The following is a 14,822-nucleotide window of genomic DNA, read 5'->3' as shown; positions in this document are numbered from 1 at the left end:
GCCCCCGCAGCGCCGCTGCGCGGGCCGAGGGCCAGGAACGTTCGCCGTCGTCCGTCCCCCTGCATGTTGATCTCGGAGACGCGGCGCGCCTTTGCTACGTTGGTCGCCGGGACATGGCCGATCTCGCAGCCGCCCTTGTCATGGGAATCGCCCTTCTGGGGCTGATCTACTGGTATTTTCGTTCAAACAACGGCGATCGGGCCCGCCCGCGCACGGCGATCGCGCCGTCGCATGGTGGCCCAGGAGCCCAGGCCCTCGACGAGGGGGAGGCAGATCTCGAAGGTTCGACGACGAGTCCGGGCGCAGCCGGCCCGCAGGACGGCACGCGCGTGCCCGCGAGCGAGAGCTCCCACGCAAAGACCACGGGAGGACAGGGCCGCGCGGAGCGGGTCTCGAGCGCCGAGTGGAAGCGCACGACCGGGTCGTCGCGCCGCGACGACGACGACGACGCGTTCGGCGATGACGACGACGACCTCACGCTGATCACGCTGGCGCCGCCGGAGGTGCTGCAGAGCGCGATCAAACGCCCGAGCGCCCCGTCCTACGGCGGCGACGAGGAGGACGACGACGACGACGATCACGAGCGCGAGGAGCCCTCGGCCGTCCCCATCATCTACGACGACGAGGCCGCCGTCGACGAGCCGACCAGCTCGTCGCCGCTGCTGCTCATCAGCGCCGTCGGGCAGACAGACCCCGGCCAGAAGCGCAAGAAGAACGAGGACTGCTATCTCTGCCTGGACGAGCACTACCTGTTCGCCGTGGCGGACGGCATGGGCGGCCACGCGGGCGGCGACGTCGCAAGCCGCCTCGCCGTCGACACGATCGCGCGGGCGTTCCGTGATCAGTCGTTCGTGGACAGCGACGCGGAGCGCGCCTACCCCGATGTCCCCCGACGCGGCAGCGAGCTCGCGGTCGCGATCCAGCGCGCGAACCAGGCCATCTACGAGCGAGCCCACGCCGAGCGCAGCCTCACCGGCATGGGCACGACCCTCGTCAGCGCCCGCTTCTCGCCCAACAAGCAGCGCCTCTACATCGGCCACGTCGGCGACAGCCGGTGTTACCGCCTGCGCGACAACGAGCTGACGCAGCTCACCACCGATCACACGATGGGCGCCGCGGGGATCACCGGGCCGATGGCGAACCACCTGAGCCGCGCGATCGGGATCTCCCCCGCGGTCAAGGTCGACCTGATCATCGCTCGCCCGCACCCCGGCGATGTCTACCTCCTCTGCTCGGACGGCCTCTCGAAGATGACGACGCACGAGGCCATCCGCGACATCCTCCTCGCCGAGCCCGATCCCGAGAAGGCGTCCCAGGCGCTCATCGAGAAGGCGAACGCGGGCGGCGGGCGCGACAACATCACCGTCATCCTCGTCCGGGTCAGCGATCCCAAGGACCTCGCCCGCCTCGCCTCGCGCGCCGGCATCGGCGCGGGGGCCGGCGCGGGCTGACCGCCCGCCGGCCCCTCTCCCTCCCCTCGCCTCCCCAGGAGATCGATCGCCGCGCCGCGCGGCGCGCCGCGCGGCCCGCGTGACCGGCGGAGCGCGCCAGTGCGTCCGCGGCCGGCCCGCGTTCACCTCCAGATTGCAGTCTTTTACGGACAACGCTCCTCGTTTGCCACGAAGACAGGCGTGCTCGCGTGATGGACCGCGGAGCAGCGATATACGAGCGACAGGCGACAATCGTCACGAATAACGCTCACGCTCGACCGCAATCGCATTGCGATCTCATTGCGTCACGCGGCGCGCGATTACCACGCATACGGCGCCCGGCGCGCTCGAGATCGCGTAAAAAGAAGCGCCATGCGACCTTGACGCGCTGTGGCTCGAGAGCTCTCAATGGCTGCCACCAACGACTCGCTCAGCGGAGCCATTGACCCGGGATGCAACGACCCCTTCTCTTCAACATCGTTTTGCTCTCTCTCCTGCTCGGCGCGCCCGCGTCCGCCGCGGAGCCGGCGCGCCGCGTCCTGCGGTTGCAGTACAGCGAGGAGGCGCGAGCGGCGTCGTGCCCTGGAGAGGCCGCGCTGCGCGAGCAGATCCAGGCGCGCACGGGGTACGACCCTTTCCGGGAAGACGCGCCCGAGGATGTCGCCGTCACGATCGTCCCGCGCGGCGCCGACCTCGTCGCGACCGTCAAGTACCGGGACGCAGGCGGGAACGTCTCCTCTCAGCGCGAGTTCGACGTCCCGAGCAGCGACGCCGCGTGCGGGCTGCTCACCAGCTACGTCGCGCTCTCGATCGCCTTTGCCCTGACGCCGTTCGGGCTCGACGAGCGAGCTCCCGCGGCGGCGGCCCCCGCCGAGGTCGCGCTGCCGGCGACGCCGCGGGCGAGACAGCCGGCGCCGCGCCCGGCTCCCGCGATCGCCCCCGACAAGCCGCTGCACGCGACGCAGCTCGGCGCCGGCGCGCTCGCGCGGGTCGGCGCGACCGGCGAGGTGCTCGGCGGCTTCTCCTGCTCTTTCCGGTCTCGCCTGTCGAGGAGCGTGACCCTCGCTCTCGAGAGCCGGAACGTCTTCCCCGCGTTCGCGCCAGACGCCCGAACGGGCGGCGCGGGCGCGGATCAGGGCGCCTCGAGCCCTGCCGGAGGCCCGGCGGAGCAGGCGCTGTACACGCGGGCGATCACCTCCGGCGCCATCGCCTCGTGCTTCCATCTGCGCGACCCGCTCGTCGGCTGCGGCCTCGTGGAGGCCGGCACGCTGCTGCTCTCCGGCCAGCCCGGCGGCGACCTCGACGCGATCCTGCTGATGATGGCGCTCGGGGTCCGCGGCGGTGCCGAGGTCGCGCTGAGCGACACGTTCTCGTTCTATGCCCACGGCGAGCTCCTCGCGGCGTTCAGGCTCCACGACGCCCCCGCCATCGACGCCCTGAGGACACCGCGCCTGACGGCATCGCTCGGCGCCGGGCTGCTCGCGGGCTTCTGAGCGCACCACGGGCGGCCCGCGCCGCGAGGCTGCGGTTCGCGGGTGGATTTTTCGACCCCGGCGCGCGGACCGCGCGTCGCCGCGCCCTCCTGGACCGCGCGGCGCGCCACGCGAGGCGCGGCCCAGGTCGCCCGGCGGCGACCTTCGCGCCGCGCGGCTGACCGCGACGGTGCGGAGCGCCTTCTCTCTGGCACGAGGCTGCGAAGTTCGCGTAGCCTGTCCCAACGGTGCTCCCGGAGTTCACCGATCCGACCGACCGCTTCATGATCGAAGCCCGCAGCCGAAGCGGCGGCATGGGCGATATTTTCAAGGGCACCGATCAGTCGACGGGCGCCCCGGTTGCGATCAAGATCCTGCGCGCGGCCGCGTCGCCCCAGGAGCGCGCCCGCTTCGCGCGCGAGATCGCGATCCTCGCCGACCTACGGCACCCGAACATCGTCCAGTACATCGCCCACGGCACCTGGCTCGACGGGCGCCTCTTCTTCGCGATGGAGTGGCTCGACGGCGAGGACCTCGGGCAACGCCAGCGCCGCGCGCCGCTCGGGCTGCGCGACTCGGTGGAGGTCGTCCGGCGCAGCGCGGCGGCCATGGCCGCGATCCACGCCCGCGGCGTCGTCCACCGCGACCTCAAGCTCTCCAACATCTTCCTCGTCCGCGGCAAGGGCACGGCGATCAAGCTGATCGACTTCGGCGTCGTGAAGCTCGCGGTCCCGGACGACTGCCCCACGGAGCGCGGCACGATCATCGGCACCCCGCACTTCATGGCGCCCGAGCAGGCGCGCGGGGAGCCGGTGGACGCGCGGGCCGACGTCTACTCGCTGGGCTCCGTCCTGTTCCGCCTGGTCACCGGGAGGAACGTGTTCGAGACCGAGCACGCGATCGCCCTGCTCGGCCGCCTCGTGCTCGAGGATCCGCCCCGCGCGCAGCAGATCCGCTTCGACGTGCCGGAGGCGCTCGACGAGGTGATCACCCGCGCCATCGCCCGCGATCGAGAGAAGCGGTACGAGAACGGCGGAGAGCTCGCGCGCGCGCTCGCGCGGGTCGGAGAGCTCAACAACGACCCCCCGGCGACCGACAGGTCCGCCTCGGCGGTGCGGCGGGCGGCGGCGCCGGAGATCAGGGCGACCCCGGCGAGCCCGGCCGGCCCGGGCGACGAGCGGCCGCAGACGCGGCTCGCCACGAGCGAGCGGCGCGTGGTCGCCTGCGTGCTCTTCGAGCTGGGCGCCGGGCCCCTTCACCCCGAGGTGGACGCCGCGCTCCGCGAGGTCCTCGGCGACGACGCGCGGCTCGAGCCGCTCCTCAGCGGGAAGATGGTGGCGGTCCTCGGGGTGGAGCGCTCGCGCGGCGACGAGGCGATGCGCGCGGCGCGGGCGGCGCTGACCGTCGCCAGGTCGACGCCGGGCGCGCGGGTCTCGGTCGCGGTCGGGCACGCCGTCCGCGGCCGCGCGAACCTCGCCGGCGAGGCGCTCGAGCGCGCGGCGCAGCAGCTCGAGTCCGCCGTGCCCGGCGCGGTGCGGATCGACGCGTACGCGACCGCGGCGCTCGAGGGGCGGTTCGTGGTCCAGGAGGACGCGCGCGGCGGCGTGCTCCTCCACGAGGACGCGACCGGCTTCGACGCGCGCAAGCTGCTCGGGCGGCCCTCGCCGACCATCGGGCGCGAGCATGAGATCGCGAGGCTCCAGGGCATCTTCAGCGAGCTCGCCGAGGATGCCGTCCCGCGCGCCGCGCTCGTGACCGGGGCCGCCGGCATCGGCAAGAGCCGCGTGCGCGCCGAGCTGATCCAGCGCCTCGACATGGCGCCGCACGCGCCCGTCATCCTGCTCTGCCGCGGGGATCCGATGAGCCAGGGCTCGGGCCTCTCCGGGCTCGGTCGCGCCCTGCGCACGCTCATGGGCGTCCACGACGGCGAGCGCCGCGAGGACCAGGTGCAGAAGGTGAGCGCCCACGTCGCGGCGCGCCTCGCCCGCCCGCTCCGCTTCCTCGCCGCGTTCATCGGGGAGCTCACCGGCGTGCCGTTCCCCGACGAGGGCAACGAGCCGCTGCGCGCCGCCCGCGAGAGCCCGCAGCTCATGGAGTCGCGCATGCGGATGGCGATCGAGGCGTTCTTCCGCTCGAAGTCCGAGGAGACGCCGCAGATCCTGGTCATCGAGGACATGCACTGGGCCGACGGCACCACCATCGAGCTCGTCGACTGGCTGCTCGGCTGTACCGATCTCCGCTTCGGCGTCTTCGGCTTCGCGCGCCCCGAGCTCTTCAGCCGGTTCCCGGCGCTGTGGGCGCAGCGCAACGTGACCCGCCTGCCGCTCGCGCCCCTGTCCCCGCAGGCCGCGGACCGGCTCGTGGCGACCGCCCTGCCCCAGGCCGACCCGGCCACGCGCGGCGCCATCGTGCAGCGCGCCGGCGGCTACGCGCTCTTCCTGGAGGAGCTCATCCGTCACGCCGCGGAGGGGCGCGACGACGTGCCGCTCAGCGTGCAGGCGCTCGTGCAGCTCCGCGTCGACCGCATGTCGAAGGGGGTGCGCGAGGCGCTGCGCGCCGCGTCCGTCTTCGGCCAGGTCTTCTGGACCGGCGGCGTCGAGGCGCTGCTCGAGCGCCCCGTGGGCGCGGAGCTCGCCGAGCTCGAGGCGGGCGAGATCATCGCGCGCCAGGTCGAGCCGGGCGTCGCGGGCCAGGCGCAGTGGGCGTTCCGCCAGGCGCTCGTGCGCGACGCGGCGTACGCGTCGATCCTCGAGGAGGACCGCGCCGCGCTCCACCGCGCCGCGGCCGCGTGGCTCGAGTCCGCGGGCGACGTCGACCCGGGGCTCATCGCGCGGCACGCGGAGGCCGGCGGCGAGAAGGCGCGGGCCGCGCTGCTCTACGCGCGGGCGACGCGGAGCGCGGCGGCGCGGGGCGCGGCGCTCGACGCGGCGCTCGAGCTCGCGACGCGCGGGCTCGCGTGCGGGGCCGAGGGGACGACGCGCGCGACGCTCCTGGTCCACAAGGGGACGATCTGCGAGCTGATGGGCCGCGTCCCCGAGGGGCTCGACGCGGCGGAGGAGGCCGCGCGCCTCGCGCTGCCCGGCTCGGATCTGTGGGGCGAGGCGCAGGTGCTCGCGGTGACCTGCATGATCGAGGCGGGCCAGAGCGCCGAGGGGGACGCGCGCGCCGCGTCCGCGCTGTCGCCGCAGTTCGCGGCGGCGCTCTCGCCGTCGATCCGCGCCATGCTGCTCGCGTCGCGCGTCCGCGGCCTCGTGGACCTGAGCCGGCCCGCCGAGGCGCTCCGCGCCGCGGAGGCGGCGGTCGAGGTCGCGCGCTCGGGCGGCTCGACCGACGCTCTCCTCCACACCCAGGAGGCCCGCCTCGCCGCGCTCATCCACGTCGGCGACCTGTCCGCCGCGCTGGCCGCGGGCGCGTCGCTCATCGCCGAGGCCGACGAGGCGGGCGACGCCATCGTCGCGACCAAGGCCCGCCTGAACATCGGCTCGACGCTCAACTACATCGGCCTGTTCGAGGACGCGCAGGCGACGCTCGAGCGCGCGCTGGCCGACGCGCGGAGCCGGAAGCTGCGGGTGCTCGAGGGCTTCGCGCTCCACAACGTCGGCATGTCGTACGCGCGGCTCGGCAACCTCGAGGAGGGCATCGCGTGCCAGCGGCAGGCGGGCCGGTTCGCCGACGAGTGCCAGGTCGCGCGCCTCAGGATCGTCGGCCGGCTGTACGAGGCGATCTTCCTCGTGTGGCGCGGCGCGCCCGGCGATTACGGGACCGCGCACTCCATCGCGCGCTGGCTGTGCGAGGAGACGGCGCGCCACGCGGCCGCGCTCCAGGCGATGGCGAGCTTCGCGCTGGCGCGCGTCCAGCTCGCGCGCCGCGAGATGAAGGAGGCGGTCGACGCAGCGCGCGAGGCCGCTCGCCACCTGGAGGGCGGACCCATCGAGGAGTGGAACGACGCGATCCGCCTCACGCTCGTGGAGGCCCTCCTCGCGACCGGAGACGAGGCGGGCGCGAACGCCGCGCTGGACGCCGCGTTCACCGCGCTGGCCGCGCGCGTCGGGGCCCTCCGCGATCCGCGCCACCGCGAGGCGTTCCTGCGCGGGAGCGACGACGTCGGGCGGCTCGTCGCCCTCGCCCGCGAGCGCCTCGGCCGCTCGCTGCCGGCGCCCGCCGCGCCTCAAGCGTCGAGGGACGCGGAGGGACCCTCCCAGCGCCCCGCGGCGGCGCCGCCGCGGGGCAAGGACGTGAAGGCGATCGGCGCCCCTCCGCGGCGGGAGCGCGCGGATGCGCCGGGCGGCGATCCGGCGGCTCAGCGCGGCGCGGGCTCCGCGCAAGGCAAGGACGCTCACGCCGACGGCGCGGCGACTCCGGCGCGCGAGAAGGGCGCGCCACGTTCTTGACGTTGGATGGCCGGGTAGCTAAGGCCATCCGCGATGCAAAACAACGCCTCTGAGCGGCCCTTCGCGCGCTGCTCCACGCTCTCCAGCCCCGCGCGTCCGGCCGACGCGAGCCCGCGCGCCGCGCTCTCGGCGCGGCCGACCGCGGGCCGGCGGCTCGCGGCGCGCGTCCTGCCGCTGCTCGCCGCTGCGGCGCTGGGCGGCGCGGCGCTCCTGTCGTCCGCGCCCGCGTCGGCGCAGTCGAAGATCGCCGTCGTCGACGTGCGCCGCGCCATGCTGGAGACCGAGGAGGGGCTCCGGGTCCAGGCGACGCTCAAGAAGCTGTTCGACAGCCGCCAGGTCGAGCTCGACACGAAGCAGCGCGCGCTCGCCGACGAGCGCGACAAGCTCGACAAGGAAGCGCAGGCGGGCAAGACGCCGAAGGACGCGCTCCAGCGCCGGTTCGAGACGTGGCAGCGCCAGGCCGCCGAGCTCCAGGCGACGATGGTCGACTACCAGCGCGAGATGCAGCGCAAGGAGAGCGAGCTGACCACGCCGATCCTGCAGAAGGTGCTCGGCCTGCTCCGCCGGCTCGCCGCGCAGGAGGGCTACGACCTCATCCTCGACAAGTCGGCGGCGCCCTATTACCGCGCCGATCTCGAGCTCACCGACCGCGCCATCCAGATGTACAACAGCGGGCAGACCGGCGACGCGGCGCCCGCGAAGGGCGCGCCGCCGGCCAAGGGCGCGCCGCAGGCGGCCCCCGCGAAGCCGGCGCCCAAGCCGCCCGCGCCCGCCGCGCCCGCCAAGAAGTAGCCGGATCCACGTCACGAGGGCGCGGCGCTGGAGCGCTGCGCGCGGCGGCCCAGGCAAGGAGGTGACTCGGTGAGCTCTTGTCTTGTCGGCCGGGGAGCGCGCCTCGCGGCCTGGGTCGGGCTCTGTGCTGCCGGCGCCCTCGCGTCGCCCGCGGCGTGCCTCTATCCCGATTACACCTTCGACGAGCCCGAGCCATCGGGGGGCGGCGGCAGCAGCTCGAGCGGGCCCGGGTCGGAGGATTGCTCGAACGGCGCCGACGACGACGGCGATGGCCTGGTCGACTGCGCCGATCCGGGCTGCGGCGACTTCGTGTGCACGACGGCGGTGCCGGAGGGGTGGAGCGGCTACTTCGCGCTGTTCGACGGGGCGCCCGCGATGGACCCGGGATGTCCTGCCGCGTTCGCCGCGGGGCAGCCGTTCGTCGGCAACCGGGGTCTTTCCGCGCCGCCGGCGCGCTGCACGTGCTCGTGCGGCCCGGCGCAGGGGCAGCGGTGCGGGGAGCTGGGGAGCATCCAGATCAGCGTCAGCGACGCGCCGTGCGGGTCGCCGTGGGTGTGCGCCTGGGACCTGGACCTCATACCCGGCTGGACGCGCGACGAGTGCGCGGGGCCCGACGGGGTCTTCGGCGGCGGGGTGGCCTGCGAGCCGGGCAACGAGTGCCTTTCGACCCGGGAAGCGCACCCGTGCGTTGCCTCGGTCTCCGCGACCCCGCTCGAGGCGACCGGCGGGAGCTGCGCGCCGGGCCCCGTGCAGGTCGAGGCGTCGGCCCCCCGATGGACGGGGCTCGGGCGCGCGTGCCCCGCCGCGCCGCCGGGCCAGGGCTGCAACCTCGGCCGGGTCTGCGTTCCCAGGCCGGGCGCGCCGTTCGAGGGCGGGCTCTGCATCGCGAAGGACGGCGACAACGCGTGCCCGCCGGGCGCGTACACCGAGAAGCACGTGTTCTTCACCGAGATCGAGGACGACCGCGGCTGCGAGGACGACTGCGCGTGCGGCGAGCCGTCGAACGGGGCGTGCCGGACGACGATCGCGCTCTACGCCGACCCCGAGGTGAACACGTGCGACACGCCGCTGGTCGAGGTCCTCGCTGGGGAGTGCGCGAACGTCGAGGGAAACCCCACGATCGTCGGCCGCAAGGTGACGTCGGCCACGCCCACCGGGGGCGCGTGCGCGCCGAGCGGCGGCACCGCGACCGGCGCGGCGCGGGGCGCCGCCCCGAGGACGTTCTGCTGCCAGAGCCAGGGCTGAACGGCCCGCGGGCGACGGGCCTGTCACCGCGCTGCGGGCGCCGGGCCTGTCGCGGCGACGCGGGCGCCGGGCCTCAGAACCGGCCAGCGACGCTGAGGCCCGCGAGGTCGGCGCCGGGCGCGTGCAGCACGACAGCCGCGCGTTCAGCGCCCCCGCCAGCGCTCCGGCGGCTCGTGACGGCGCCCGCGCGCGGCTCGGCGGGCGCGGCGCCGCTGTTCGTCACGAGCAGCGCGATCCCCGCGGCCACGCCGACGACGCCGAGCCCGATCGCGACCTCGGCGACGCCCGTGTAGAGCCGGCCGCGATCGGCGGTGGGCCTGGCCGAGGGAGGGCAGCTCGTGTCGCCACCGCAGAGCGCGTCGAGGTCGCTCAGCGTCCCGGCGCGGAGCCCGAGGAAGACGCCGCCGACGGCGCCGCTCGCGATGCCGGCGCCGAGCACCACGAGGCCCGGCACCCGCGAAGGCCGCGCCACCGGCGCCGGCGCGGCCGCCGGCGGAGGCTCCGGCGCCTGAGCCGCGGGCGGCGGCTCCGCCGGAGGCTCGGCGATCGCGACCTCCACGGTCTTCTCTTCGCCCTCAGCGAGCGTGACGGTCTCTCGCGCCACCTCGCGGTCGCCGATCCTGGCCGAGACCACGTGCGGCCCGGGGTCGACGGGGATGTCGGCGCTCATCTCCGCGGCGCCGAGCGCGGCCCCATCGAGCAGGATCGTCGCCGTGAGCGCCCCCTGCCCGCGGCGGATCGCGAGCTTCGGGGTGCGCTGCTCCAGGTCCTCGATGCGCGCGCCCACGTTGGCGGTGACGTCGTTCGCCCTGGGGTCGCCCGCGGCCGCGGCCGCCGCGATGCGGTAGTTGCCGAGCGCCGAGACGAGCTTGCCGAGCCGCGCCTCGCACTCGGCGATGTTGAACAGCACCTGCGGCGTGCGCCGCACGCTCGCGACCGCGTGGAACCTCGCGAGCGCCGCGGCGCAGTTGTTCGCCGCGCTCAGCGCGACGCCCTCCTGGAAGAGCGCCCGCGCCTCCGCGAGCTCCTCCTTCGTCTGCGCCCCCACCGGAGGCGCCGCGAGCACGGCGACGCCCAGCGCCGCAGCCGCGAGGATCTGCCTGCCGCCCTTCCGAAGTCCGCCCTGGTCCATGCTCCCCCTTGGCGGGCGCAGCGCCCGGCCCAGGCCATGCTCCAGCCGCCGCGGCGCGGCAAGGCCGGCGGCCTGACGCGGAGGCGGCGCCAGGCGCGCGGCGCCTCGTCGATGTCGCCGCGCTCACCCCGCGCGTCGGCGCGGCCGCGTCCAGCGGCCCGGGGCGCCCGAGGCGCGCGACGCGATCGACCGCCAGGCCGCGATCGCCTCCTCCTGGTCCACCACGAAGTCGTGCGGATCGAAGCGCACGAAGTGCCCGGTGCGGACGATGAGCTCGCGCTGGATCGACCGACGCTCGCCCGGCGTCACCCGGCCCGTGTCGAGCTCGTCGAGCGCGACCTCGGGCGTGTACGGGAGCCCGCGCCGGTACCGCGCGCCCAGATCCCAGCCCTGGCAGCGCTCGATCCAGAACGCCCGCCAGCGCGCGGCGTCCACCGTGGGTTGCTCCACCATCTCTGGCGCCGGCGCCGCGGGCAGGTCGCGGGGGTCGCTCACGATCTGCGCGAGCTTGAGCTCGCGCGGCTCACCCACGTCGGGGTCGGGCGGCTCGGCGACGACGATCTCGTCGTCCTCCACCGCGACCTCCTCCCACATGCCGGCGCCGGTGATCCTCTCCAGCGCGTAGGCGGCAGCGAGCTTCATCGCCTTGTCCCCTTCACCCTCGAGCAGGTCGATCAGCAAGGGCACCGACGAGGCCGCGCCCGCCCAGCCCACGGCGACGATCAGGCCGTGGCGCGGCGCCTCGAAGGCGCGCGCGACGAGGTGCCGCGCGTCGGCCTCGTCGCCCGCAAGCGCGAGCAGGAGCGCCGCCGCGTCCCCGCCCTCCGGCGCCTCCATCGCGGCGCGCAGCGTGATCGAGGCGTGCGGGTGGTCCGAGAGCGCCATGGCCGTCCAGGTGGCCTCGCGGAGCTCCGGGTCCGCCGCCGCGGCCGACGTGAGCGCCCGCTGGATCAGCTCGGGCAAGCGCTGGTTCGGCGCGCAGCCGAGGTGGTGGAGCGCGCGCGCCGCGACGGGCGCCGCCTCGTCCGAGGCCGCCGCGACGAGCTCGTCCTCGGTCGCGAGGCCTCGGTAGGCGAGGACGTCGATCGCCATCGCGCGGAGGAGCGGCTCGGGCTCGCGGAGCAGGCTGCGGAGCGCGAGCGGCAGGAGCTCGTGCGGGACGAGCTTCAGCGCGGCGCCGAGCGCCTCGATGAAGGCCCGGTCCCGCTCGCTCCGGAGCAGCGCGTGCTCGGCCGCTGCCAGCGCGTCGCGGCCCGCGAAGCAGCCGAGCACCATCGCGCTCGCGAAGGCGAGGCTCGGGTCCTTCACCGGGGCCTCGGCCACGAGCCGCGGCACGTGCTCGAGCGCGGGCGCCCCGATCGCCGCGATCACGTCGATCGCCGCGAGCATGCGCCGCTCGAGAACCAGCGCCCCGCGGAACGGATCGCCGAGCAGCGGCGCGCGCTGCATGCCGACCATCGCGACCTCCTCGAAGCACTCGCGGGTGCGGCCGCGGAGGAAGGCGACGTCGTCGATCGCGGCGCCGATCTCCCGCGCGAAGCCCGGCGGCGGCGCCGGGCGCGCGGCGGGCTCGTCCCCGCGCGGCGCGAGCGGCCGCGCCGCCGCCGCGGGGAGCGCGCCGGGCGCGGGCGCGCGCTGCTTCAGCGTCGCGACGGCGGCCTTGAGCTCGTCGAACGTCGTCGGCCGCGGGATCGGCGGCGGCGGCTTCGCCACGAGCTCGGCCGGGGGCGGCTCCGGGACCTTGAGCCTCGGCACGAGCGAAGCGCGCCGGACCGCGTGCAGCCGCGGCCGATCGCGGCTCGCGAGGATCGGGAGCGGGTCGAGCGGCGGCGCGGGCGGCGCGCCGGCGAGCCGCGCCTCGGCGTGCTCGAGCCAGCCGCGCGCGTCCCGGAGCAGCGCGCCCACGGTCGCGAGGCCCGCGTCGAGTCCCGCCGCGTCGCCGATCGGGACAGCAGCGCTGTCAATTTCCGCCAGGGCAGCGCGCACGGCGCCCAGGCGGTCGGCGCGGCCGTCGAAGGCGTCGTAGATCGCGCCGGCGGCGCGCTCCAGGGCGCGCGCGGGCCCGGTCAGGTCGATCACGGGCTCGACGTCGTGCTCCAGCGACCGCGCGGCGCGGCGGAGCGCTGCGTGCCCGCGCTCGAGCTGGTCGAGGGCGGGCGGGGCCATCCCGGCGGGCGCGGAGGGCTGCCCCTCCTGACCGCCGGGCGCGACGAAGGGCAGATAGGTGAAGGACACGCGCCATGGATACACCTGCGCCGAGGAGGCCCCAAGCTGCGCGCTGAGGTAGCCTGGCCGCGCGATGCAAGATCCCTCGGACGACCTCGAGGCGTACGCGACGCTGGCCGCCCAGCTTGCGGACCCGAGCGCCGATCGCGCGGCGCTCCTCGCCGCGCACGGGCTGGACGAGGAGCGCTGGGAGGCGCTCGACGACGCCTGGCAGGCGCGCCTGTCCGAGGCGGATGACGGTGACGGCGAGGACGTGGAAGTGCCGCCGCTGGTCGCCGCCTTCGCCGAGACGTTCGCCCGGGTCCAGCGCGCCCGCGCGAGGAACGAGCTGTCGTTCGACCGCTTCCTCGAGGCGGCGCGCGCGATGAAGCGGGGCACCGACATGGCGACGGTGCTGAGCCGGCTGGACCTGACGCTCGAGGACTACCTGAGCGCGCAGCAGCGGTGGACCGCGGCGATGCTCGAGGACGAGGAGCTCATGGCGCGGTTCCAGCGGGCGATGAAGTAGCGGGACGGCCGCGCCGCGGGATCGGCCGGCGCCGGGGCCGCGCTGCGGCGCGGCGGCGGGGGTATGCTGGGGGGAGGCATGGTGGAGAGCGAGGGGAACAGCCGATCGATCACGCTCGAGGAGCTCGCCGCGATCGCGGGGGCCCTGGAGGCGGGCGCGCCGCGGGACGAGGCGCTCGCCGGGGCGGGGCTCTCGGTCGAGGCGTGGGAGGCGGCGCGGGAGCGCTGGCTGGCGAAGCTCGCCGCGCAGGCCGCGCGGGGGCAGCTCCGCCCGAGCCAGCGCTACCTGGAGCTCGTCGGCGAGCAGAAGCGCCGCGCCCAGGCGAAGCTGCGGGAGGCGCGCAGGAAGCCGGAGGGGCCGATGCCGGTGGCGCCCGAGGCGCACCTCCCGGCGCTGGGGGGCGCGCTCCCGGACGGGGCGGCGCCGGTGGCGGCCGCGGGCGTGAGCGACGAGGAGGCTGCGCGCTCGCCGTGGGCGAGATCGAGCGCGAGCGGGCCGGCGGCGCGACCGCTCATGGATCGGTCCCCGCTGCCCTCGGGCACGCCGTCGCCGCTGCCCTCGGGCACGCCGTCGCCGCTGCCTGCGGCCATCCCGTCGCCGCTGCCTGCGGCCACGCGTACACCTCGGCCCTCGCCGATTCCGGAGCCGCCGCCAACCGCGCCGCGGGCCTTCGTGACGCTCCTCGACATGCGGGCTGTCCCACTCCAGGACGCGCTGCCCTTCCGTCAGGGCGCGTCGAACGCAGCCCCGGTCGAGGCGACCGCGGCGAGGATGGACACCACGAACGCCGGCACGATGAGCCCGTTGCCCGCCGACAGGGCGCTGCCCTTCTCGCGGAAGGTCCCTGGACCTCCGACCGACAGCGCATTGCCCTTCGGTCGGACGGCCCCTGTACCTCCGACCGACAACGCCCTTCCCTTCTCGCGCCCGAACCCTCCTCCTGCGGCCGACAAGGCTTTGCCCTTCTCGCGCCCTGTCGCTCCTCCGGCCGACAACGCATTGCCCTTCTCGCGCCCTGTCGCTCCTCCGGCGGCCGATAACGCATTGCCTTTCTTTCGCCCTGCCACGCCTCCCGCGGCCGACAAGGCGCTGCCCTTCTCTCACCCGAGCCCTTCGCCTCCCGCCGACAACGCTCTTCCCTTCTCGCGCCAGAGCCCTTCGCCTCCCGCCGACAACGCGCTGCCGTTCGCCCGCCCTGCCGCTTCTCCCGCGCCGCCGCGGGCCTCCAGCAGGGACGACGCCGTGCCACGGCCGCCCCCGCTGCCGACCGGGAGCTGGGCCTTGCCGTTCCAGCAGCCGAGCTCCGGCGACGGGTCGCCGGCAAACACGTCGCTCTCGCGGTCCGCCGCGGGGGCGCGCCCCGAGCTGGATGCGGAGATGAAACGGCGCGTCGAGCGCATCTCGCTCGCCCAGTACGCGCGCATCTGCGCCGACGTGCGGGAGCACCCGGCGCACGTCCACGAGATCCAGGGTCATTACGGGCTGGACCCGCAGAGCTGGACCGCGCTCCACGCGATGTGGCACGAGCGCTTCCAGTCCGATCCGGCGCTCAAGGCGCGATGGCAAGCGCTCGTCGAACAGAGCGCGCGGCGCTGAGCCGCGCCCCGAGGGCCCGCCCGGCACGCG

The 14,822-nt window shown here is 75.5% G+C and carries 9 protein-coding genes; 7 read left to right on the top strand and 2 right to left on the bottom strand.

The genetic code is table 11. The features are described from left to right. The first annotated feature begins 140 nt into the window (after window positions 1-140). From WME96_RS15615 to WME96_RS15595, 5 genes are all read left to right on the top strand, one after another. Window positions 141-1,451 (top strand): PP2C family protein-serine/threonine phosphatase, encoded by a 1,311-nt coding sequence (locus tag WME96_RS15615; RefSeq protein ID WP_437290903.1) that lies wholly within the window; start codon window positions 141-143, stop codon window positions 1,449-1,451. Between the two features lie 431 nt (window positions 1,452-1,882). Beyond that, window positions 1,883-2,923 carry a hypothetical protein gene (locus tag WME96_RS15610; RefSeq protein WP_437290902.1) on the top strand — a complete coding sequence of 347 codons (1,041 nt, stop codon included), beginning with the start codon at window positions 1,883-1,885 and terminating at the stop codon, window positions 2,921-2,923. Between the two features lie 227 nt (window positions 2,924-3,150). Beyond that, the gene (locus WME96_RS15605; RefSeq protein WP_437290901.1) at window positions 3,151-7,293 is read left to right on the top strand and encodes a serine/threonine-protein kinase; all 4,143 of its coding nucleotides are present in this window, start codon (window positions 3,151-3,153) and stop codon (window positions 7,291-7,293) included. A gap of 33 nt (window positions 7,294-7,326) precedes the next feature. Then, complete coding sequence (locus WME96_RS15600) at window positions 7,327-8,085, top strand: OmpH family outer membrane protein (RefSeq protein WP_437290900.1); 759 nt, start codon at window positions 7,327-7,329, stop codon at window positions 8,083-8,085. A gap of 69 nt (window positions 8,086-8,154) precedes the next feature. Next, a complete protein-coding gene (locus WME96_RS15595; RefSeq protein WP_437290899.1) occupies window positions 8,155-9,330 on the top strand; it encodes a hypothetical protein in 1,176 nt (391 codons plus the stop codon). Window positions 9,331-9,403: 73 nt separating this feature from the next. Here WME96_RS15595 and WME96_RS15590 read toward each other — a convergent pair whose 3' ends face one another. Beyond that, complete coding sequence (locus tag WME96_RS15590) at window positions 9,404-10,462, bottom strand: PEGA domain-containing protein (RefSeq protein WP_437290898.1); 1,059 nt, start codon at window positions 10,460-10,462, stop codon at window positions 9,404-9,406. Between the two features lie 123 nt (window positions 10,463-10,585). Continuing rightward, a complete protein-coding gene (locus WME96_RS15585) occupies window positions 10,586-12,697 on the bottom strand; it encodes a hypothetical protein (protein ID WP_437290897.1) in 2,112 nt (703 codons plus the stop codon). Between the two features lie 64 nt (window positions 12,698-12,761). Here WME96_RS15585 and WME96_RS15580 point away from each other — a divergent pair, with 64 nt between their 5' ends. Together WME96_RS15580 and WME96_RS15575 are read left to right on the top strand one after the other, a co-directional pair. After that, the gene (locus WME96_RS15580; RefSeq protein ID WP_437290896.1) at window positions 12,762-13,196 is read left to right on the top strand and encodes a hypothetical protein; all 435 of its coding nucleotides are present in this window, start codon (window positions 12,762-12,764) and stop codon (window positions 13,194-13,196) included. A 78-nt stretch (window positions 13,197-13,274) separates the two neighbouring features. Continuing rightward, complete coding sequence (locus tag WME96_RS15575) at window positions 13,275-14,792, top strand: hypothetical protein (protein ID WP_437290895.1); 1,518 nt, start codon at window positions 13,275-13,277, stop codon at window positions 14,790-14,792. Window positions 14,793-14,822 lie beyond the last annotated feature (30 nt).

The organism is Sorangium sp. So ce406 (assembly GCF_051474675.1).
Classification (GTDB): domain Bacteria; phylum Myxococcota_A; class Polyangia; order Polyangiales; family Polyangiaceae; genus Sorangium; species Sorangium cellulosum_G.
This window is presented reverse-complemented; position numbering and strand designations above follow the sequence as displayed.

Bases quoted from the DNA above. Each gene is read 5' to 3' on its own strand.
- WME96_RS15615 (WP_437290903.1), top strand. From the start codon at position 141: ATGGGAATCGCCCTTCTGGGGCTGATCTACTGGTATTTTCGTTCAAAC.
- WME96_RS15610 (WP_437290902.1), top strand. From the start codon at position 1,883: ATGCAACGACCCCTTCTCTTCAACATCGTTTTGCTCTCTCTCCTGCTC.
- WME96_RS15600 (WP_437290900.1), top strand. From the start codon at position 7,327: ATGCAAAACAACGCCTCTGAGCGGCCCTTCGCGCGCTGCTCCACGCTC.
- WME96_RS15590 (WP_437290898.1), bottom strand. From the start codon at position 10,462: ATGGACCAGGGCGGACTTCGGAAGGGCGGCAGGCAGATCCTCGCGGCT.
- WME96_RS15580 (WP_437290896.1), top strand. From the start codon at position 12,762: ATGCAAGATCCCTCGGACGACCTCGAGGCGTACGCGACGCTGGCCGCC.
- WME96_RS15575 (WP_437290895.1), top strand. From the start codon at position 13,275: ATGGTGGAGAGCGAGGGGAACAGCCGATCGATCACGCTCGAGGAGCTC.